The sequence below is a fragment of the Streptomyces sp. NPDC051740 genome, assembly GCF_044453165.1.
Classification (GTDB): Bacteria; Actinomycetota; Actinomycetes; order Streptomycetales; family Streptomycetaceae; genus Streptomyces; species Streptomyces atrovirens.
Window position 1 is genome coordinate 103,637 of record NZ_JBITCL010000018.1, and the last position, 20,391, is coordinate 124,027.

The 20,391-nt window shown below is 69.4% G+C and carries 22 protein-coding genes; 9 read left to right on the forward strand and 13 right to left on the reverse strand.

The window, feature by feature from the left end:
• The first annotated feature begins 113 nt into the window (after window positions 1–113).
• Both ACIA6T_RS26800 and ACIA6T_RS26805 read left to right on the forward strand, forming a co-directional pair.
• Window positions 114–1,271, forward strand: coding sequence for an adenosine deaminase (locus tag ACIA6T_RS26800; protein ID WP_399449026.1), 1,158 nt, complete (start codon window positions 114–116; stop codon window positions 1,269–1,271).
• Window positions 1,272–1,409: 138 nt separating this feature from the next.
• Window positions 1,410–1,754: an ATP-binding protein gene (locus ACIA6T_RS26805; RefSeq protein ID WP_399449027.1), complete on the forward strand. Its 345-nt coding sequence runs from the start codon at window positions 1,410–1,412 to the stop codon at window positions 1,752–1,754.
• A gap of 88 nt (window positions 1,755–1,842) precedes the next feature.
• Here the strand turns inward: ACIA6T_RS26805 and ACIA6T_RS26810 are convergent, their stop codons facing one another.
• From ACIA6T_RS26810 to afsQ1, 5 genes are all read right to left on the reverse strand, one after another.
• On the reverse strand, window positions 1,843–2,043 hold the full coding sequence (locus ACIA6T_RS26810; RefSeq protein WP_399449028.1) for a PspC domain-containing protein: 201 nt from the start codon (window positions 2,041–2,043) through the stop codon (window positions 1,843–1,845).
• 59 nt (window positions 2,044–2,102) lie between these two features.
• Window positions 2,103–2,684 carry a VanZ family protein gene (locus tag ACIA6T_RS26815; protein ID WP_399449029.1) on the reverse strand — a complete coding sequence of 194 codons (582 nt, stop codon included), beginning with the start codon at window positions 2,682–2,684 and terminating at the stop codon, window positions 2,103–2,105.
• 83 nt (window positions 2,685–2,767) lie between these two features.
• Window positions 2,768–3,388 carry a hypothetical protein gene (locus ACIA6T_RS26820; protein WP_399449030.1) on the reverse strand — a complete coding sequence of 207 codons (621 nt, stop codon included), beginning with the start codon at window positions 3,386–3,388 and terminating at the stop codon, window positions 2,768–2,770.
• Window positions 3,388–4,986, reverse strand: a complete 1,599-nt coding sequence (locus tag ACIA6T_RS26825) for an ATP-binding protein (protein ID WP_399449031.1) — start codon at window positions 4,984–4,986, stop codon at window positions 3,388–3,390. The genes ACIA6T_RS26820 and ACIA6T_RS26825 overlap by 1 nt, the downstream gene beginning before the upstream one ends.
• Entirely contained in the window at window positions 4,983–5,660 is a 678-nt protein-coding gene (gene afsQ1 / locus ACIA6T_RS26830) for a two-component system response regulator AfsQ1 (RefSeq protein WP_158075115.1), read from the reverse strand. The genes ACIA6T_RS26825 and afsQ1 overlap by 4 nt, the downstream gene beginning before the upstream one ends.
• Window positions 5,661–5,903: 243 nt before the next feature.
• Between afsQ1 and ACIA6T_RS26835 the strand changes: the two genes are divergently transcribed.
• Entirely contained in the window at window positions 5,904–6,641 is a 738-nt protein-coding gene (locus ACIA6T_RS26835) for a SigE family RNA polymerase sigma factor (RefSeq protein WP_399449032.1), read from the forward strand.
• A 380-nt stretch (window positions 6,642–7,021) separates the two neighbouring features.
• Here ACIA6T_RS26835 and ACIA6T_RS26840 read toward each other — a convergent pair whose 3' ends face one another.
• Window positions 7,022–7,669 carry a uridine kinase gene (locus tag ACIA6T_RS26840; protein WP_399449033.1) on the reverse strand — a complete coding sequence of 216 codons (648 nt, stop codon included), beginning with the start codon at window positions 7,667–7,669 and terminating at the stop codon, window positions 7,022–7,024.
• Window positions 7,670–7,796: 127 nt separating this feature from the next.
• Here ACIA6T_RS26840 and ACIA6T_RS26845 point away from each other — a divergent pair, with 127 nt between their 5' ends.
• The 4 genes from ACIA6T_RS26845 to ACIA6T_RS26860 all read left to right on the forward strand — a co-directional run bounded on the left by ACIA6T_RS26845 (window position 7,797) and on the right by ACIA6T_RS26860 (window position 14,500).
• Window positions 7,797–8,135 carry a hypothetical protein gene (locus ACIA6T_RS26845; RefSeq protein ID WP_399449034.1) on the forward strand — a complete coding sequence of 113 codons (339 nt, stop codon included), beginning with the start codon at window positions 7,797–7,799 and terminating at the stop codon, window positions 8,133–8,135.
• Between the two features lie 305 nt (window positions 8,136–8,440).
• A complete protein-coding gene (locus ACIA6T_RS26850) occupies window positions 8,441–10,621 on the forward strand; it encodes an AIPR family protein (RefSeq protein WP_399449035.1) in 2,181 nt (726 codons plus the stop codon).
• 109 nt (window positions 10,622–10,730) lie between these two features.
• Window positions 10,731–13,079: a restriction endonuclease subunit M gene (locus ACIA6T_RS26855; protein ID WP_399449037.1), complete on the forward strand. Its 2,349-nt coding sequence runs from the start codon at window positions 10,731–10,733 to the stop codon at window positions 13,077–13,079.
• Window positions 13,076–14,500 carry a restriction endonuclease subunit S gene (locus ACIA6T_RS26860; protein WP_399449038.1) on the forward strand — a complete coding sequence of 475 codons (1,425 nt, stop codon included), beginning with the start codon at window positions 13,076–13,078 and terminating at the stop codon, window positions 14,498–14,500. The genes ACIA6T_RS26855 and ACIA6T_RS26860 overlap by 4 nt, the downstream gene beginning before the upstream one ends.
• A 70-nt stretch (window positions 14,501–14,570) precedes the next feature.
• On the opposite strand, the gene ACIA6T_RS26865 is transcribed toward ACIA6T_RS26860, so the two are convergent.
• Both ACIA6T_RS26865 and ACIA6T_RS26870 read right to left on the reverse strand, forming a co-directional pair.
• Entirely contained in the window at window positions 14,571–14,813 is a 243-nt protein-coding gene (locus tag ACIA6T_RS26865; protein WP_399449039.1) for a DUF397 domain-containing protein, read from the reverse strand.
• Window positions 14,759–15,607, reverse strand: coding sequence for a helix-turn-helix transcriptional regulator (locus ACIA6T_RS26870; RefSeq protein ID WP_399449040.1), 849 nt, complete (start codon window positions 15,605–15,607; stop codon window positions 14,759–14,761). The genes ACIA6T_RS26865 and ACIA6T_RS26870 overlap by 55 nt, the downstream gene beginning before the upstream one ends.
• A 204-nt stretch (window positions 15,608–15,811) precedes the next feature.
• On the opposite strand from ACIA6T_RS26870, the gene ACIA6T_RS26875 reads away from it, so the two are divergent.
• Together ACIA6T_RS26875 and ACIA6T_RS26880 are read left to right on the forward strand one after the other, a co-directional pair.
• Entirely contained in the window at window positions 15,812–16,138 is a 327-nt protein-coding gene (locus tag ACIA6T_RS26875; RefSeq protein WP_399449041.1) for a hypothetical protein, read from the forward strand.
• Window positions 16,139–16,252: 114 nt separating this feature from the next.
• A complete protein-coding gene (locus ACIA6T_RS26880; protein WP_399449042.1) occupies window positions 16,253–16,492 on the forward strand; it encodes a hypothetical protein in 240 nt (79 codons plus the stop codon).
• 547 nt (window positions 16,493–17,039) lie between these two features.
• Here the strand turns inward: ACIA6T_RS26880 and ACIA6T_RS26885 are convergent.
• The 5 genes from ACIA6T_RS26885 to ACIA6T_RS26905 all read right to left on the reverse strand — a co-directional run bounded on the left by ACIA6T_RS26885 (window position 17,040) and on the right by ACIA6T_RS26905 (window position 20,021).
• Complete coding sequence (locus tag ACIA6T_RS26885; protein WP_399449043.1) at window positions 17,040–17,693, reverse strand: class I SAM-dependent methyltransferase; 654 nt, start codon at window positions 17,691–17,693, stop codon at window positions 17,040–17,042.
• A gap of 79 nt (window positions 17,694–17,772) precedes the next feature.
• Entirely contained in the window at window positions 17,773–18,273 is a 501-nt protein-coding gene (locus tag ACIA6T_RS26890; RefSeq protein WP_399449044.1) for a hypothetical protein, read from the reverse strand.
• Between the two features lie 127 nt (window positions 18,274–18,400).
• Window positions 18,401–19,246 (reverse strand): helix-turn-helix domain-containing protein, encoded by an 846-nt coding sequence (locus ACIA6T_RS26895; protein WP_399449045.1) that lies wholly within the window; start codon window positions 19,244–19,246, stop codon window positions 18,401–18,403.
• A complete protein-coding gene (locus tag ACIA6T_RS26900) occupies window positions 19,243–19,779 on the reverse strand; it encodes a DUF6879 family protein (RefSeq protein ID WP_399449046.1) in 537 nt (178 codons plus the stop codon). The genes ACIA6T_RS26895 and ACIA6T_RS26900 overlap by 4 nt, the downstream gene beginning before the upstream one ends.
• Before the next feature lie 5 nt (window positions 19,780–19,784).
• Window positions 19,785–20,021 carry a hypothetical protein gene (locus ACIA6T_RS26905; RefSeq protein WP_399449047.1) on the reverse strand — a complete coding sequence of 79 codons (237 nt, stop codon included), beginning with the start codon at window positions 20,019–20,021 and terminating at the stop codon, window positions 19,785–19,787.
• Window positions 20,022–20,391: the final 370 nt, after the last annotated feature.

Below are 20,391 nucleotides of genomic sequence, written 5' to 3' on the forward strand. Positions count from 1 at the left end.
GACAGAACATTCTCAGAAGTGCGGGTGTACTCCACCCGGCCGTGCGATCACTGTTACGTATCGGCGCCTCCGCCCATCCGGTGATCTACGCGCGTAGGAGTTAGAGTGCGGAAATGACGAGCCAGACCATCGCGAACACCCCGACGACGGAGCAGATCCGCCGGGCGCCCAAGGTTCTGCTGCACGACCACCTCGACGGCGGGCTGCGCCCCGGCACCGTCGTGGACCTGGCCCGCGAGAGCGGGTACCGCCGGCTTCCCGAGACCGATCCCGACAAGCTCGGCCTGTGGTTCAGGGAGGCCGCCGACTCCGGCTCCCTGGAGCGGTACCTGGAGACGTTCTCGCACACCGTCGGCGTCATGCAGACCCGTGGCGCCCTCGTCCGGGTCGCCGCCGAGTGCGCCGAGGACCTCGCCGAGGACGGTGTCGTCTACGCCGAGGTGCGCTACGCGCCCGAGCAGCACCTCGAAGGCGGACTGACCCTCGAAGAGGTCGTCGAGGCGGTCAACGAGGGCTTCCGGGAGGGGGAGCGGCGTGCGCGGGAGAACGGCCGGCGCATCCGGGTCGGCGCCCTGCTCACCGCGATGCGGCACGCCGCCCGCTCCCTGGAGATCGCCGAACTCGCCAACCGCTACCGGGACCTGGGTGTCGTCGGCTTCGACATCGCGGGCGCCGAGGCCGGCTACCCGCCCACCCGGCACCTCGACGCCTTCGAGTACCTGAAGCGGGAGAACAACCACTTCACGATCCACGCCGGCGAGGCGTTCGGGCTGCCGTCCATCTGGCAGGCCCTCCAGTGGTGCGGCGCCGACCGGCTGGGGCACGGGGTGCGCATCATCGACGACATCCGGGTCCGCGACGACGGCACGGTCGAACTCGGCCGGCTGGCCTCCTACGTCCGGGACAAGCGCATCCCGCTGGAACTCTGCCCGAGCTCCAACCTCCAGACCGGGGCCGCCGTCTCGTACGCCGAGCACCCCATCGGCCTGCTGCGCCGACTGCACTTCCGGGCCACGGTGAACACCGACAACCGCTTGATGTCCCACACCACCATGAGCCGGGAATTCGAGCACCTGGTCGACGCATTCGGTTACACGCTCGACGACATGCAGTGGTTCTCCGTCAATGCGATGAAATCCGCGTTCATTCCTTTCGATGAACGACTGGCCATGATCAATGACGTCGTCAAGCCCGGATACGCCGAGCTGAAGTCCGAATGGCTGTTCCGTCAGACGGCCTCCACCAGCGGTTCTCCGGTAACGGAAAGCTGAGATCGGCGTCCGCGGGAAACGTGAACACCGTCGACGTTCACCATCCGTCCGCATTCCGATGTTTGCGGCGGGAGGGGCCCCGTGTTTACGGTCTCAGCACCGCTCACTCCCCGTATCCCATTTCGAGGACGCATTTACATGAAGCAGTCTGCTGCCAAGACCCTCGGTGTCGCCGTGCTGGGTGCCGCCTTCGCCGCCGCCGGTGCCGGCGCCGCCAACGCGGCCCCGGCCGTCCCGGACGCCGCCCCGGCGCTGGACACCGTCAACCGGGCCGTACCGGCGGAGAAGCTGTCCACCGCGCTGCCCGGCTCGGACCGGGCGCTGGCGGCGGGCGAGGAGCTGGCCGGCACCGGCGTGGCGACCGCGCGGCCGGTCGCCCGGCAGGTGGGCCCCGAGGCCCCGACCGGTCTCCTCGGCGGCATGCCGCTGAAGGAGCTGCCCGCCCAGGGCGTCGCCCTCAACGGGATGCCGATCGGCGCCTGATCCCGCCAGGCGGAAACGCGGCGACGGGGCGCGACCCGGAACCGGGTCGCGCCCCGTCGGCGTACTCGCGGGAGGCGGCGCCGCGGAGCTACCAGGCAGCCCTGGCCTTGTCCTCCGACGGCAACAGGATCCACAGCGCCACGTACAGCAGGAACTGCGGGCCCGGAAGCAGGCACGACAGCAGGAAGATCACCCGCATCGTGGTCGCGGAGGTACCGAAGCGCCGGGCCAGCGCGGCGCACACTCCGCCGATCATGCGGTTGTCGGTGGGGCGGACGAGGCGGCTCATCGCGGCTCCTTCGTGAGTGGTGCGAGGCCTCCCGAGCGGCTGCCTCCGTGCACTCCACGTTACGGAGACGAAGGGGGCAAAGCGTCGCTCCATGGGGCGATCCCGACCCTGGGAATCGTCGGGGTCCTACCCTGAGCCGGCTCCTCCGGGAGGAGGGGCGTGACGGAGCGCCGTACCGTCCGGCGGCGCAGCCAGGCGCGGCCCGCCGGCACCACCGCCGCATGCGCGAGCGCCGCGCCCGCCGTGTTCAGGAGCAGCGAGTCGACGTCCACGACCTGGCCCGGCACCGCCGTCTGCAGCATCTCGACGGCCAGTGACACCAGCGCGGTCGCCGCCGTGGTGCGGATCAGCGAACCCAGCCGCGAGACGGCCTGCCGGCCCCCGGCCATCGGCAGCAGCACACCCAGCGGCGCGAGCAGCGCCAGCCCCTCGCAGACCCGGCGGACCCCCGTCGTCCAGCCCAGCGCGAAGTCGCCCCGGATGCCGTCCAGCGGCCGCAGATTGGCGGGCATCACCCAGGGGACGTCCAGGGGGCGCAGCGTGTACCAGGCGACGAACGCGAGATACGCGCCCAGGAGGAGACCCCCTGTCACACGGATACGGGTCGCGGCGGAGCCGCCGATGAGGCCTTGACGCTGCACGCCCCCCTAGACGCGGCCTTCGGCACGATCGGTTCCGGGACGTCACCCGTTCACCGCATGAGGCGTGCGCCACAGCCGCGCGCTCACCCGCCGGTGGCCTCCGAGGACGGCGCTTCCTCCTCGTCCGGACGGGACCGGACCTCGTCCGTGCACTCGTAGCGGCGCGGCCGGGCGTCGTCGGGGCCGCCCAGGATCACCGAGCCGTCGCCCTCGGCCGCCGCCGAGTCGGAGAAGGTGCACACGATCTGCGCGAGCCCGGCGGAGGTGAGGTCCGCGGGCGAGCTGCTCAGCCGCAGCGTGTCCTCGGGATCACCGGGCCGCGGACTGCCCACGGTCATCCCACGCCGTACCCGCGTGCTGTACCCGGTCCGCTGCTCGGCGTCCGACGGCTCCCGCGACAACTCGTCCAGCAGCCCCTGCGCCACCAGCACGCGCCGCGAGTCCGCCGCCCCGTCCGGCACCCGCACCGTCCGGTCGACGGCCACCAGCGACGACCCGCACAGCAGGAACACCTGCACCGGCAGCCCCCGCTCCGCCGGCGTCGACGCCTCCGGCCCGGCCGGGGAGCAGCGCACCCGCGACGGCGCGGGACCGAAGTCGGTCGGCACCTCCGTGGCCCGTATCCCGCACCCGGCGAGCAGCGCCGCGAGCGCCCCCACCGCGAGCAGTCCCCGCGTACGCCGCGGGGTGGTCCGTACGTTCATCAGGCGTCCCCCTCGGCGCCCTCGTCCTCGATGGCGCCGTCCTTCTCCGAAGGGCTCTGCGCGGACACGTCCCGCGGCAGCCGCAGGGTGAACACGGCACCGCCCTCGGGGGAGTTGGCCGCGGTGATCTCGCCACCGTGGATATGGGCGTTCTCCAGCGCGATGGACAGACCCAGCCCACTTCCCTCGGAACGCGGCCGCGAGGCGCTCGCCTTGTAGAAGCGGTCGAAGACGTGCGGCAGGACCTCCTCCGGGATGCCAGGACCGTGGTCCCGCACCTCGATGACCACCGTGCCCCCGTCCCCGGCGCCCTCCGCGCCGTCCTCCCGTACCGAGACCCGTACCGGCGACCCGCCGTGCTTGAGCGCGTTCCCGATCAGGTTCGCCAGGATCACGTCCAGCCGGCGCGGGTCGATCCGGGCGTGGATGCCGCGCTCGGCGTCCAGGTCGACCGCGTCCAGCCAGGCACGCGCGTCGATGCAGGCGGTGATCTGGTCGGACATGTCGACGTCGTCGAGGACCAGCCGGGCGGTGCCCGCGTCGAAGCGGGTCACCTCCATCAGGTTCTCCACCAGGTCGTTCAGCCGCCGGGTCTCGCTCACCACCAGCCGTACCGCGGGCTCGATCATCGGGTCGATGCCGCCGCCCTCGGACTCCAGCTCCTCCTCCAGGACCTCCGTCACCGCCGTGATCGCGGTCAGCGGCGTACGCAGCTCATGGCTCATGTCCGCCACGAACCGCCGGGACGCCTCGTCGCGCCCCGCCATGTCCGCCACCCGCTTCTCCAGCGCCTCGGCCGCCTTGTTGAACGTCCGGGAGAGATCCGCCAGCTCATCGGTGCCCGACACCCGCAGCCGGGTGTCCAGCTTCCCCTCACCGAGCCGCCGCGCGGCGACGCCGAGCCGCTGCACCGGCTTCAGCACCGTCGTGGCCGCCGCGTGCGCGAGCAGCGCGGAACCTATCAGCGCCAGCCCGGTGGCGATCCCCAGCGACCAGGCCAGCGAGTTGAGGTCCTTGGCCTCCGGCTCCAGCGACTTCAGCATGTAGCCGGTCGGCCCGCCGCCGATCACCCGCGTCCCCGCCACCAGGTACGGGGTGCCGCCGTCGACGATCCGCTGCCAGTACAGATGGTGCGGGTACTCGTTGTTCGACGTGATCTCCTGCTGCTCGGTCACCGCCTCGCGCAGCGAGACCGGCACGTCCTGCAGCGAGAAGCCGTTCAGCCCGCCCGAACTGCCGTACACGGTCCGCCCGTCGGGGTTCTCGGCGACCAGCAGCACGGTGAAGCGCTGGCTGCTGTTCGCCATCTGCCCGGCGGTGTGCTGCAGTTCGTCCTGCGTCGGACGCTCGGGCAGCGAGCCCGCCCGGTTGCGCATCTCCTGCTCGAAGTCGCGCAGCACCGCGTCCTGGGTACGGGTCAGCACCGACTCGCGGTTCAGCCAGTACGCGATGCCGGACGCGGACACCGCGGCGGTGAGCGCGACCAGCCCGAACACCACGACCAGCCGCAGCCGCAGGCTGGTGAACCGCAGCCGTGACCAGACTCCCTTGCGCGCCGCGGACCAGCCGCGGGTCTCCCCGTCGTGCTCCTGTGTCACTGAGGCGGATCCAGTCGGTAGCCGACACCGCGCACGGTACGGATCAGGGTCGGGGACGACGGCACGTCCTCGACCTTGGCGCGCAGCCGCTGGACACACGCGTCCACCAGACGCGAGTCGCCCAGGTAGTCGTGCTCCCACACCAGCCGCAGCAACTGCTGCCGGGACAGCGCCTGCCCCGGCCGCCGGCTCAGCTCGAGCAGCAGCCGCAGCTCGGTCGGCGTCAGCTGGAGGTCCTCGCCGTTCTTCGTCACCGTCATCGCCGAACGGTCGATGACCAGGCTGCCGAAGGTCGCCGAGTCGGTGGACTCCCGTTCCCCGCGCCGCAGCACCGCCCGGATCCGGGCGTCCAGCACCCGGCCCTGGACCGGTTTGACGACGTAGTCGTCGGCGCCGGACTCCAGCCCGACCACCACGTCGATGTCGTCGTTGCGCGCGGTCAGCAGGATGATCGGCAACTGGTCCGTGCGCCGGATGCGCCGGCACACCTCGAACCCGTCGATGCCGGGCAGCATCACATCCAGCACGATCAGATCCGGCCGCTGCTCACGCAGCAGCTTCAGACCGTCCTCACCGCTGGCAGCGGTCGCCACCCGGTGACCCTGGCGCGTCAGTGAGAGCTCCAGGGCCGTACGGATGGCGTCGTCGTCCTCGATCAGCAACAGGGAAGGCACAGACCCATTCTGGCCCATGGCGGCCTCCCTGATCGACCCGTGGACGGCAGATGCCCATTGAGCACGCATACGTGCCGCTACGCGCACGGACGCCTGTGAAGGATCTGTGGGCCCACCGTGACCGGCCTCTGTGACACGCCTGTGACAGTCGGCAGACACGGCCATGAAGGTCCCCGGGCAAGCTTTTCGGCACAAGCACAACAGCACGGCAGAACACCGGAAGTCCACGACGGGGGGCGCGAGATGAACACGCTGCACGGCACCAGCACCAGCGCAGTGATCACGCGTCTGCACGACGTGCACCGGGGTTCCGAGAAGTCCGGTGCGGCGGGCATGCGGGGGTGCGCCCGCGGCACCGGGCGTCAGCACACCACGATCATGACGGTGGTTGACGCACCCACGGGGGAGACGGACGGGGGGAACGCGTACGGGGAGGGCTCGGGGGAGCGCCGCTCGCTGTCGGAGGCGGAGTTCACCGCCTACGTCCAGGAGCGCCGTGCCTCCCTGTACGCCACCGCCTACCACCTGACCGGCGACCGCTTCGAGGCCGAGGACCTGCTGCAGAGCGCGCTGTTCTCGACCTACCGGGCGTGGGACCGGATCAGTGACAAGGCGGCGGTCGGCGGATACCTCCGCCGCACCATGACCAACCTGCACATCAGCGCGTGGCGCCGCCGCAAGCTGAACGAGTACCCGACCGAGGAACTGCCGGAGACGGCCGGTGACACGGACGCGATGCGCGGCACCGAGCTGCGCGCCGTGCTGTGGCAGGCGCTGGCCCGGCTGCCCGAGCTCCAGCGCACCATGCTGGTCCTGCGCTACTACGAGGGCCGCACGGACCCGGAGATCGCGGACATCCTCGGCATCAGTGTCGGCACGGTGAAGTCCAGCATCTGGCGGTCGCTCCGCCGGCTGCGCGAGGACGAGGTCCTCAGCTTCGGCCGTGACGAGGAGAACGCCTTCGGGGAGCTTGTCGCCTGAGGGTACGGGGGAGTCACGGGGATGTCGGGGGACGTCGCCGTGACGAGCGGGGGAGCGCGGGGATGTCGGGGGACGTCGCCGTGACGAGTGGGGGGACACGGGGGCGTCGGGGGACGTCGCCGTGACGAGTGGGGGAGCGCGGGGATGTCGGGGGACGTCGCCGTGACGAGTGGGGGAGCGCGGGGATGTCGGGGGACGTCGCCGTGACGAGCGGGGGACCGGAGGGGGAAGCACGAGGGGGTCACGGGGGACCTCTGCGGATCCGGGGGACCAGGAGGGATCCGGGGAGGACACGGGGGATCACGGGGGAGTGCGGAACAGCGGGACTGGAGGGCCGGGGGGCCCGCCCAGTCCCGCCTTTCGTATGTGCGCCGGGGCCGCTAGGCCGCCGTGCTGGTACCCGTCGGCGCCGTACGCCCGGCGACCGCCGCCCTCGCCAGCCGGCCCAGCGCCTCGTCCCGGTCGCAGGCGTACGCGCCCAGCGCCGTCTGACGGGCCACGATCGTCCGCTCCTGCCGCATCAGCCTCCAGCCGCGGCGCAGCAGGAACGGCACCGACTTGCGGCCCTCCTTCAGATCCCGCAGGAACCGCCGCCGGAACGTCCGCACCGGGCCGCGGTTCAGGCACAGCGCGTCGGCCAGCAGACCGAGTTCACGGCAGCGCTCGACGATCTCCGCGGCGAAGATGCCCTCGGCGATGAACAGCGGGGTCCCGCCGATGTCGACGGCCGTCTCACCCGTACGGGCGCTCAGCGAGATGTCGTAGACGGGAACCGGCGTACGACGCGTGCGGCACAGCCGCTCGATCGCGGCGACGGCGGTGTCCGCGTCCCAGGAGCCGGGGTGGTCCCAGTCGATGTCCGTGCTGCCCGCCACGAGGGGGAGGGTCGGGTCGTCGGCCTCCTTGTAGAAGTCGTCGAGGCGCAGCACGGGAAGCCCGGAACGGGCCGCGATGAGGGACTTGCCGGAGCCGGAGGGGCCGCAGAGCAGCACGACTCGCGCGGATATGGACGACTGGGAGGAGCTCACGGGACACCAGTTTGAGGCATCGCCCGCGCGGCGTACGCCCCGCGGTACGGCTTTGAAGCGCGCGTCACACCTCAACTACTCTTCGCGTCGAACCGATCACTCACCGAAGGTGGCAGGTGGCAGAGCGATGGCCCGACACAAGGCGCCCAAGACGCCGACCGTCCGACGCGCCCTGGCCGTTCTCGCCACCGCCTCGGTGGCGCTCGGGGCCGGCGCGGCGACGGCGTCGGCCGCGGACTCCGCCCCGCTCCTCGACGGCGCCGGCCGGGCCGTGGGCACGGTCGCGGACCTCAAGCCCAACCCGCTCGCCGGCACGGGCGTGGACCCGCTCGACAACGGCGTCGGCACCCAGGTCGCCGACTTCCGGCCGGTGGACTCGCGGGAGGTGACCGGGCCGGTCGCCCAGGCGCGGTCGGTCGGCGGCGTTCCGGGGGTCGGACAGGCGACGGACCTGCTGCGGACCTGACCGGTGGGCCTCGGCGCGGCGGAGCGCCGTGTCCCTCCCGGACGGGCGGGGACACGGCGCTCCGGCCGTGTGTGGGCTCAGTAGGCGGAGCCCGACGCGCCAAGGGAACCCGTCGGGTGCCAAGCGGCGCTGATGATCGGCGAGCGCGAGGGCGTCTTTGAAGATGCTTGTGGTCCATCCGCTGCTCGACTTCGGGGCGGAGAGCTTGTTCCGCGAAGGAGGAGGGAACAGTCTGGTCTCCGGGGTAGCCTCGCTCGATATCCGCAAGGCCTGCGGAAGTCGTCGGTGGTGAAAGAGGGGGATTCGTGCCCTACCCGGTCCAGGCTCGGAGGCTGGCCAAGAAGCTGACCGAGCGGTACGACCCGCTGGAAATCGCGGAGGACGTGGCGGGCCACCCCACCGAGAAACAGATGTTCCTCAGTCGAGCGGTGGCTGCCCTCTCCCTGCAGTACGTGGTGGGCATGAGCGCCGAGGATGCGGCAGGCGCGATCACCGACGGTAGCAGGGACGAGGGGTTCGACGCCGTCGCGGTCACAGGCCGGGAAATCTTCGTCGTCCAGGCCAAGTGGAGCGAGAAAGGGACCGCAGGGTTCAAGAATGCTGACGTCGCCGCTGTTGTGGACGGCTTGCGCTTCCTCTTCAACCGGGAATTCGACCAGTTCGGTCCGAAGATGGCCCCGCACGTCGACGCCTTGACCCGAGCGTTGAGGACGCCGCAGCCACGCGTGACTCTCATTCTCGCGCTCGTCAACGGTGACGTCGGAAAAGAGCTGCACGACAACACCCGGAGTCGGTTGGGACGGCAGATACAGGCCCTGCACCCGCGTGATCCGGGCCTTGTCGAGGTGAAGATCGTCAACCTCCTCGACATGTACCACTTCGTCCTGGAGAAGCCCCAGCGGAAGGTGAACCTCGTCTTCGACCTGGACAGTCCGGGCAGGCGGGAGAAGCCCTTCCCTCTCTACTACGGCACCGTCCCCGCCGCCACGGTGGCCGCCTGGTACGCCGGCGGAAACCGCGATCTCCTCACCGACCGCAATGTCCGTGATGTGCTTGAGGACACTGAGGTGAACTCCGGGATCCGCAACTCGCTGATCAAGCACCCGAGCCATTTCCTCTATCTGAACGGTGGTATCACCCTGGTCTGCGAGAGGCTTGACGGCAACGGCGTGGATCCTCCCGCCAAGTGGGCGCCCGTGGGGCTCCGCCTGGAGGGTGCGAGCGTCATCAACGGCGCCCAGACCGGCGACGCGATTCGCGCCGTGGCGGAGTCCCATCCCGACCTGGTCGCTCAGGCCCGGGTGCAGGTCCGGATCATTTCCTTGGAGGACTGCCCGGAGAACTTCGGTGACGCGATCACGATCGCGGCCAACACGCAGAACCCCATCGAGGCCCGGGACTTCAGGGCGCTGGAGCAGGAGCAGGTAGACCTGCAGGAAGACTTCCAGCTATCACTCGGCCTCACCTACTCCCGCAAGCGGGGCGAGGGCGAGCCCAAGCCGGACGAGGGCTGCACGATGGAGGAGGCCGCGTTCGCCCTCGCCGCCGTACATCCGGACCCGGGCTGCGCGGCGGCGGCCAGACAGAATCCGGCGTGGCTCTGGGAGAAGATCAACTACCAGCAGATATTCGGTCCTCTGCCGACCGCCCACCGGGTCTGGCGCTGTGTCGGCCTCCTCCGCGCGGTGCGTGCTGCGCTGCAGGAGGTCGACCCGGGCAGGAGGACCCGTCTGCGGCAGCTGGCGGAGTCCGGCGACCTTCTTCTGACCCACGTCCTCTTCCGTGTCCTGGAGACCGGTGACCTTGATGTCGAGGAGGCAGGGCCGGCCTGGTCGGAGCGACTGGCCACAGTGCCGTCGTTGGTGCGGCGGTCGGTGCCGCTCTTGCTCGACGTTCTCTACGGCGCGTACGGATCGAGGGTTCGTCTCGCCAAGGCCGTCGCATCGACGGAGCGAGCGCCGGAGATTACTGAGAGGCTGTACGAGCGTCTGCGGGGGCAGGCCTTGCCCGCGGAGACTCCGGCGGAAGCCGATGAGCCGGTGAACCCCGAATCCGAGATGGCGCGGATGGTGGCTACGGCGGATCTGAAGCCCTCGTTCGGGGCGGGTTCCGAAGCGCAGCCCGCCGCCGGCGGTCGCAGCGCCCGCGCTGTCACGGTCATTGTCGAGCAGGGGCTCATCAAAGATGGAACGCAGTTGGAGCTGCGTCCCGACACTGAAGCAGACCACAAGAACCTGCCTCGCTGGATCCAGGAGGACCGGAGACGAGGAGTCGCGCATTGGCGGAACAATAAGAGCGCTCCTCTCGTCTGGGCTGTCGATGGCCAGGCCTATTCTCCCTCCCGGCTGGTTCGCCGCATCCGAGGCGAGGCGATGGGTAACGAGCAGCAGGTCCAGGGGACGAAGTACTGGGTCGGACCGGACGGCCGCTCCCTGGTCCAGATCGCCGAGGACGCCGCTGCGCAGGGCGGGAGCGCCGAGGAATGAGGGAGCGCACGCCTCGGCGGTGACCACGGAGTGTGGGCGGCGCGGAGCGGTAAGGAACCGGTTCCGCGCTGCCCTACTCTTGGGCGGTGCCGCCCGTGCGGAGCGGGTCGTGTGGATTGTGGCAATACGGGACAAGGTGGGCGCGGACGCGATGGGTGAGGAACAGCTGGGCTTCGATATCCCCGGGGGGGACGAGCAGAGGGCTAAGCCGGCGTCCAAGGGGAAGTCGAAAGGGCCCGGTAAAGAGTCGGCGCAGGAGGAAACCGCCGAGAGTGCGGAGCCGCGCAAGCTCCAGGACGACGAGATCTTCGACTACATCTCCGGCGGCGACAAGGTCGTCAAGCACACCCCGATGGAGGAGGTGCGGCAGCGCATCGCCCGCGCGCTCGTCCACCAGTACGGCATCGACCCGCGCGACATGCGGGCCGACTTCCCGCTCCAGGTGGAGAACCGGAAGACCGGCCGCAAGTCGCGCAAGCGCGTGAGTATCGCGATCTTCGAGCACGGTTCGATCCCGGAGGGCGAGGAGCCCAAGAGGGAGAACATCCGCCGGATCGTGGTCATCAAGCCGCCTCGCAGCGACAGCCGTACCGTCTCCAAGATCCGCACCTTCGCGCGGGCCAAGGAACAGGTCGACGAGGTCGCCGACCTGATGCACGCGGCCGGGCCGGACTGCGTGTACGGCATGTGGACGGACGACAAGGACCTCTACTTCATCCGTCGCGACCCGAAGCTCTTCGAGGACCAGTACCTGCCGCTGGCGAACTGGCCCCGCGGTGACGCCAGCCTCTTCGACGCCCAGGGCAACATCTCCTCGCTCGGCATCATGCGCAGTGCCGACGAGACGATGCTCAAGTTCGCCTTCCGCCGCTGCCACGACTTCATCCACGGCAACGAGGGCCTGCCCAAGGACGCCGCGTTCTGGCAGTTCCTCTACGTCCTGTTCGCCAAGCTGCACGACGAGGAGCTGGTGCGCGAGCAGGGCCGTGAGCCCCGGTTCTACGTCGACACGACGGAACTCGCGGCCCTCGCCAAGAGCGACGAGGGCAGCAAGGCCGTCGCCGACCGGGTACGGGAGCTCTTCAAGGAGGTCAAGGAGGCCTACGCGGAGGCACAGCAGTTCACCGAGTACGACCGGCTCACCCTCAACGACGCCGCGCTCACCTTCATCACCGGCGAACTGTCCACCTACCCCCTGCACGGCACCTCCCTGGACGCGATCGGCGCCGCCTACCAGGAACTCGTCGGCGAGAACCTGCGCGGCGACCGCGGCCAGTACTTCACCCCGAACGTCGCGACCCGCTTCATGGTCGAACTGCTCGACCCGCAGCTCGACGAGACCGTTCTCGACCCGTGCTGCGGTACCGGCGGCTTCCTGCGCGAGACCCTGCTGCACGTGCTTCACCGGGAGGGGCTGCCCGACTTCGGGCGGGGCCTGTCCCTCCAGGAGAAGGCCAGGCTGGAGACGGAGTACCGTCCCGAACTCGCGCGCTACGCCAAGGATCGCGTCTTCGGCATGGACTTCGACCCGTTCCTCACCCGCGCCGCCTCCTTCGGCATCATGATGATGACCAAGGTCAAGGGCAACACCTTCCAGGTGGACTCGCTCAAGTTCCCCCGCGAGGGCGCGGACAAGCCCGGTTACTGGCCCGCGAAGGAACGCGAGGACCGCATCGGCGCCGGCCAGGTCGACGTGCTGCTCACCAACCCGCCCTTCGGCACCGACATCCCCGTCACCGGGCCGACCCTGGAACTGTTCCGGACGGACGAGTTCGGCGGGGAGAAGGACGCGAGCATCGCCTACGACTGGAGCAAGGACAAGGAGAAGGGCGACGGCTCGCTCAAGCGCGGCAAGCCCGCCGCCTCCGTTCCGCCCGAGCGGCTGTTCGTGCAGAAGTGCGTGGAGTGGGTCAGGCCGGGCGGGCGCATCGGGATCGTCCTCCCCAACGGCATCCTGTCCAACCCGGGCCCCGACGACGAGGCGGTACGCCGGTACATCCTCGACGAGTGCTGGGTGATGGCCAGCGTCGAACTCCCCGTGGAGCCCTTCGTCTTCGGCGCCGGCGTCAACATCCTCACCACGATGTTGTTCCTGCGGAAGAAGACCGAGGAGGAGAAGCGGGAAGAGCGCCTGTACGGTGCCGCCGACTATCCGGTCTTCATGGCCGTCGTCGAGAAGGTCGGCCACGACCGGCGCGGCAACCGCCTGTACGTACGGGACCCGCGCGGCGAGTACGAGTGGCAGGAGTACTGGGAGAACGACGACATCTATGTCGGAAACGTCGTCGTGCCCCGGCAGATCAAGCGGCGCAAGCGGATCCTGGACAACGACCTCCTCGCTCTGCGGGACCGGACCGAGAAGGACATCGTCGTACGGCCCAACGTGATCGACTTGTACCACGTGTTCCTGAAGGAGCACGGGCATGAGCTTCCCTGGGTGAAGGGGGAGGCGGCGTGAAGGTCGCGGAGGCGGGGAACCCGGCGCGGCGGGGGTGGATGAACCGGCAGGGGCTGCGGCTGGATGCCAAGCCCTATCTGTCGGGGGCGTTCGCCACGCAGCGGCTGCTGGAGCAGCTACCGGTGGAGAAGGTTCCGCTGAAGGAGGTTACGGCGGGGCATGCCGGCGGCCTCTACAACGGTCCGCAGTTCAAGCGGGTGTATCTCACTGATTCCGACCACAGCGTGCCGTTCGTCGGCAGCAAGGACATGCTGATCGCCGACTTCGGCGCGCTGCCGCGGCTCCGGAAGACCGACGCGCTGTCGCGGCAACTGGGCTACCTGAAGCTGAGGTCCGGCACGACGCTGATCTCCTGCTCGGGGTTCAACGCCGGGCGGCGGTCGTACGTCCGGCCGGACATGGACGGATACTGGTCGTCACAGGACGTGCTCAAGGTGGTACCGGACGAGGGCAGGATCCAGCCGGGGTACCTGCACGCTTTCCTGGCCAGCCGGTTCGGTGAGGCGCTAGTCAAGGGCAAGGTGTATGGGTCGGCCGTCAAGCACATCGAGCCGCACCACATCGAGGATCTTCCGGTGCCTCGCTTCGGGGATGCCGTGGAGAACGAGATCCACGAACTTGTCCATGGTGCAGCCGAGCTGAGGGCGGAGTTCCAGGCGGGACTGGAGGCGTCGACGCGGGATCTGTTCCGCACGGCCGGGATCGAGGAGCTGCTGGATCTGCGGTGGCACGAGCAGGGGCGGGACCTGGGGTTCGCGCAGAGCGGCGTCACGGCGACGAGCTTGCGTGCGCTCAACTTCCAACCGAGGGCGCGGCGGATTCTGGAGCGGCTGGGGGAGCGGGAGTGTGTGTCGTTGGGAGAGGTTTGTGAGGGGGGACAGCTGAGTCGAGGCGTACGGTTCCAACGTGTCGATGGTGAGCCTGGCGACACGTACAGCTACCGACTGGTTGGGCAGCGACAGGCGTTCTGGTCACGGCCGGAAGGACGGTGGATCAGCAAGGCGTTCACACCGGATGAGGTGTTGGCCGATGACGAGACGCTGCTGGTTGCTGCCCGTGGGACGCTCGGCGAGAACGAGGTGTACGGGCGTTCCGTCCTTGTGACGGGCGAGTGGGCCAACCTCGCCTATTCTGAGGACTTCCTGCGGATTCGCTCCGGAACCTCGGAGTACCCAGGTGCCTACCTGTACGCGTTGATCCGCTCAGAGGCGCTGTTCCGGCTGTTGCGTGCCTGCTCGACGGGTGGCAAGCAGCAGGACATCCATCTCGATCTGTGCAAGGCGATCCCTGTTCCCGTCCTCACCCAGCCCGACCGTGACCGCATCGCTAATACGGTCCGCGCTGCCTACAAGAAACGCGATGAGGCCGACCAAAAGGAGGACCTGGGGCTGGCGAAGCTGGAGGAGGCCGTCACGGGCTGAGTGACCCGCCATGCTCCTCGTTCCGGAGTGGGTTCTGGGGCATCGCCAAGGCTCGTTCCGCGTAACTGCCCTACAGAAAGCCGTCCTTGACGCCATTGATGAATGGTTGCCAAGAGGCGGCGTTCATCACCAGGACGGGGCCGGTGGCGTCCTTGCTGTCACGGACGGGGATCGTGCCAGGGAAGCCGTCGCAGACCTCAACACACTCACCCCCCTGTTGGCCGTCGCTGTAGGAGGACTTGCGCCAAAGGGCGGTACTCAGATCCCAGGTGACTCGCATGGCCCGTATGACTCCAACGCTGCTTCGATCCATGCCGCGGACTCTCGTGGCGAGAGTGCGCAGGCCTTCATGTAGTCGAAGTCTCCCACGCTCCGCGTGACGAACTTCCGGTCGTCGAAGATCTCTCCGTACCCGCCGCCCTCCTGGTACACGGTGACCGAACGGTCCGGGAGCGTGAGAAGGATGAGTGTCCCGGCGGTCAGGGCGCAGGCGCCCAAAGCGAACGGGGCGATCTGGATCGTCGTGCGTCGTGTGTTCACCAGCGGTAGCAGAGCTGCGAGCTGCTCGCGCATCACCACAGGCCCGCCCACAGCCTGTCGCAGGGCCGCTTCGCCGAGGATCCACCAGCATTCCGGCGCGCCGTCCCGCTGGAGAATCTCTTGCCGGCTTCGACGGGCGGCCACCAAGCCGTCGATGCCCTGGGCGGTCATGCCCCGCTCGCCTTCGAGGAACAACGCTCGCATGTACGCGGGAGTCTGGAGCAGTCCGGGAACAAGACTCGCGTTGAACGACTGAATCCGTACCGCCCGAGCCTCCAGCTCCAGACAATGATCGAACCGCCTCGGCGAGTACTCCCGCTTCACCGCCCCCCACAGCCCCTGGAACAACGCCCCCGTCCCGAACGCCGCGTCCAGCTTCTCCGAGATCGGCGGCAGCGGAAGACGTTCCCCCGTCTCCACTCCGTGCAGATGCGTCTTGCTGTAGTTGACGATGTCCGACAGCCGGTCCAACGACAGGCCGGAGAGCTGGCGTTGGCGGCGCAGCTCGACGCCGTACAGGTCGCGGGCGGAGCGGGAGGGTTCGAGGTCCCGGGCGGGCTGGGTCATGGTGGTCGGTGCTCCCTTGCCGTGTGCCGTGTCGGCGTGCCGTTCCGTGTCCCCCGAGGGAACGGGACACCCGCCAACGATAGTCGCGTTCGGTGACAGTCTGCGTGCGAAAAGTAAGAACTCGCAGGTGGTGGCTGTTCCGGAACCCCGTTCGGAACACCGTCCCCCTGGCCGGCCGCCGTCGCCCGCCGTGACGCTGGAGGCGTGAACAGTGAGAAGCGGCATGAGGCCGCACCCGTGCCTTCCCGTGTACGCAGGACGACTGGCACCACGCCCCACCCCACCCGCCCCGAACTGGAGACGACCAGGCTCCCGGTCGGTGAACTCGCGCAAGACGTACGGCAGGAGATGCGCGGGATCGTCATGGACCACCAGGACGGATTCGTCTGGCTGCGCCCCGAGGGCGGCGGCACCGAGTGGACGGCGCTGCCCGCCGACGTGCGGCCGCTGCACGTCCTTGAACGGGCGGAGTCACCGCTGAGGGCGCGGGTCGCCAAGGCCAACGCCCGCAGCAGAGGGGAGGTGCTCTGACGCCCCGAACCCTCTTGCGCAACCCCCGGTACAGGCCGACGGGAGCACGCGGAGCCGGCCGGGGGCCGCGAGATTCCGCCCCGTCCGACGACAACGACGTACGGAGTGTCAGACATGGCGACGACAGGCAGACGGCGGACGGCCACGAACCAGGTGCAGGACGCCGAACGGGCGTGTGAGGAACTGCGTGACGCGCTCAAGGCGGCGGGAGTGACGTTGCCGTCCCTCGGACTCGACGCGGCTTCCTGCGCCGGGTCCGCTCCGCTCGCGTTGATCGACCTGGGGCGCTGCAACGTGGCCACGGCCCGTGCGCTCGCCTCCGCGCTCCGACCCGGCCCGGGGGCGGCGCGGTGAGGCACCGGAGCCCCCGCCCGAACACCGGCGACCAGGCGGCCAGCGAGCTGCCGACGGAGTCGGCCGGACGGGTACGGGCCGCCGGGGGTGAGGCGTGATGTTCGCCCCGTCCGTCGAGCGCCCGTGGCGAGACGTCTGGCCCGTGGCCGCGCGGACCGGTGACGGCAACGCGTGGGTGACGGGCGTGTGCTGGCTGTACTGCCGCCGTGACGGTGTGGCCGTCCTGTGGATCGGTTCCGTCGCCACGCCCGGCGGAAGGGGCGACGTGTACGCGTGCGGCCCGTGCATCGCGGAGCTCGACCACATGGTGCGCGTCCAGTCGCATCACCGGGACCGAGTCGTCGACCGGTCCGTGCGGTCCGTCGCGGACACGGGGCCCACGCATGCTCTCCCGCCGCGTGAACTGCCCGCGGACGCGTTCCGGGGCCGTCATCGACGGCCCGGCCCTTGAAGTTTCCGAGCTTCGCCGGGATCACCCGTCGCCCGAATCTCCCGTAGGGACCCCGGTAGGGGCGGGGGCACCACCCCGCCCCTACCGGAAGGCCGGTCAGGACCGGGCGCGCACGATCAGCGTGCCGATGTGACCCGGCCTCGGCGCGTCCACGACCGACGCCTCGGCCGAGGCGAAGCCGGCCCGGAGCAGGTGTCTCTCCCACACCGCGGGCTTGTAGCTGTAGCGGTAGGTGTACATCGCCCTGCCCGCGAAGCCGCCCTTGTACATGCCCTGCGGTCCGTAGGCACCGGGGATCGCGGGCGGCTGGGAGAACACGAACACGCCCCCCGGAGCCAGGTGTCGTCGCACGAGGGGGAACAGCCGGGACGGATCGGTGAACCAGGCCGCGCCGAAGACGGAGTACACGGCGTCGTACCGGCCCTGGTCGGCGGCGAGCCAGTCGAGGACCTCGCCCTGCTCGATCCGTACTCCGAGCGGTGCCCATTTCTCGCCCGCGCGCCGCGCCATCCGCGGGGACAGGTCCACGCCGGTCGCCTTCACGCCCTGTCGCGCGAGGTGGGCGAGGGCCCGCCCCGTGCCGCAACCGAGCTCCAGGACCGTCTCCGGGGCGCCGAGGAGTTCAGGGCCGGGGCCGTGGCCGGTGTACTGGGTCCAGCAGAACGACGGCTCGGCGTCGTCCTTGAACGCGGACTCGGCGTACGCGTCCCACAGCTCGGTCTCGGCAGCGATGTCGTGTGGTACGGGCACAGGGGTTCCTTCGGTCGTCGGGATGCCGGAGCCCCCGCCCTCGGGAAGCCATGAGGGCGGGGGCGACTGTAGTGCCGGTTCAGTGGCTGTCGGGGACCTTGTCGTCGCACGGTGAGCAGTCCGCGCCGTCGATGGCCCACAGCTCCTCGTCGACCGCCCAGCCCTGGTCCTTCAGGAAGTCGCCGGTGCGCAGGCACAGGCCGTCGCTGCGGCGCCGGATGAAGGGGGCGTGGTGCTTGAACCGGCCGCCGTTGTACCGACGGCAGATGCCCCACCAGACGGGTGTGTCCAGGATGAGCTGGTGGACGCCGATGTCGACGAGCTTGCCGACGCCGAGGTGGACGCCGGGGTTCTCGATGGATCCCACGACGTACATGACGGCGTTGCCGAGGATCCGTTCGGCCATGTCGCGGACCATGGTGTGGTCACGCAGGAGCAGGGCGATCTCGCGGTCCCACAGGCTCATGCCGGAGTCGAAGACGTTGACGGTGAGTTCGGTGATGTGCGGGGCTACTGCGTTGAGAAGTTCCCGCGGGTCGCGGGTTCGTGTCGCGGCTGGCTGCTCCAATGCGACGGTCACGTCTTCCTCCAGGCGGTGAAGCGATTCGGTGCTTGCGACATGACCAGGACCGTACGGAGACGGGTTGCGGGCATGTGTGCCGATTGCTTCAGGTTGCTGAGAGAACTGCCGAGTTGTAGCAGGTTGTTCAGCCGAGGTCGAGGGAGGCACGCGCCCGGCCGATCAGCCGGCGGGCCTGTTCCCCGTAGACGGCGGTCGCATCGAGCCGGTCCCAGACACGGCCGTACAGGGTGAGATCCTCGGTGGACTCCAGAACGAACTCCGAGTTGATCGTCTCGACAATCACCCGCTCCTCATCGAAGATCCAGAATCCGTGCTTCGGAGACAGCTTCAGTCGAGCCCTGAACGGCACGATCCCGAGCGCCACCTGGGGCATGCCGATCAACCCGATCAATCGGTCGTGCTGGCCTGCCATCACTTCACCGGGCCCGATATGGGCGTGCAGCGCGCCTTCCCAGATCAGGACGCGGAAGCTGTGGCCCTCCTCGTACAGCACCTCCTGCCGTCTCATGCGGGCGCTCACGGCTTCGTCGGTGTCCCGCGGCGACTGCATGAGGTCGGCGTTGAGGAGCAGCAGGTGCCGGGCGTAACCGGGGGTTTGGAGCAGTCCGGGGATCACGGTGGCTTCGTAGCCGCGGACGGTCGTGGTGCGCCGGTAGGCGGCGACGTAGCGATCCTGCACGGCCCGGTGCCCGGTGACGAGCTGACGGCGCCATGACCGTTGCCGGGACTCCAGGCCCCGCAGCCGGCCCAGGAGGTCGGCGGCCTCCGTGGGGATGCCGAGGGCCTGCACCCAGGCATGGAGGTCGGCGGCCGTCGCGGTCTGCTTCCCATGTTCGAGGCGGGATACTTTCGATCGCTGCCAGCCCAGCCGATCGGCCAGTTCCTTGCCCTGAAGGCCGGCCTCGCCGCGCAGCTCGCGCAGCCGTGCGCCGAGGGCCTCGCGGCCGGACTGGTAGTCGGTGGCGCTCACCTGCCCGACGGTACCTGTGCCTGGAACCGGCCGGTAGGCACAGCGTGATGCCATGCGGCATCACGAGCCTGGCAGGCACGCACGACGTTCTCCGCGTCCTCCAGGACCTGGAGACCGAGGGTGACGCCGTGTTCGTCGATGACGAACTTCACCAGGGTGCGGGAGTCGAACAACCAGAAGTCGTAGTCCGGTAGTCCAAGACGCACGGCGTCAGTACGCCAGAGGTTGCGGATGTCCTCACCGGCGGACACGTTTCCGAGCCCGGTGGCGAGGAGGAATCGCTGGCCCTCGGTGGGCGGGTCGTCGACGAGGCGCACCCGCTCGTACCGCTTCCCGGCCTGCGTCTGCCGACGGACGGTGGCCTGCCAAGGGTTGGTCGGGTCGTAGCCGAAGGTCTCGCCCCTCCGGAAGCGAGGCCAGTTCGGACTGTCCCGGTCGGTGGCATAGCCGCGCTGGGTCTCAAGACGCCAAGCGGTGTGCTGGAAGCCGGTGAAGAGGTGGGTGATCTCGTCGAACGTGACCAGGTCCGGCACGCGGTCTACTCCTTCGTCGGCGCGTCGGCGGCCGGGGAAGCGAGGCCGGGCACGAAGCGGGTCAGCAACTCGCGGGGAATTCGAACGAACGTCTCCGAGGGCTTGACGTCCCGGAGCTGGGCCAGATGCCCGTGGTCGGTCTCGCGGTCGCCCTGTACGAGGATCTCCCCGGTCTCGACGATCTCGTACAGGGTGGGGCAGTTGCCGTTCTCCGAAGTGGTGCCGATGAACCTGAGCGTCACGGGGGTTCTCCGTTCTGGCTGTCGGACGTCCAGGATGCTGCGGATCGCGCAGAGCTGCTCGTGAATTGCGGGAGATTGCACCGAGTGGCTCCGGACGTGTTGATTGCCCGCAACGGACGCCGCTCCGGAGTGTGCGGGGTGGTGTGGGGCGGAGGCGACCTGGGCCGTCCAGCGCTCGACCGAGGCCGGCTCTGCCTACTGGGCGGGACGGGAGAAGCCGTGCGAAGTGAGCGAGTCGGTTTGTCGCCTCCTGTCGGAGTGTGACGGTCAGCCAGGTGCCCAGGCAGGACGGCAGCCTTTTCGGCCCTCCGCGTGCCGTGCCGAACTCGGAGCCGTGCCGGAGTCTTGGAGTGTCATGTCCCTCGGCCGC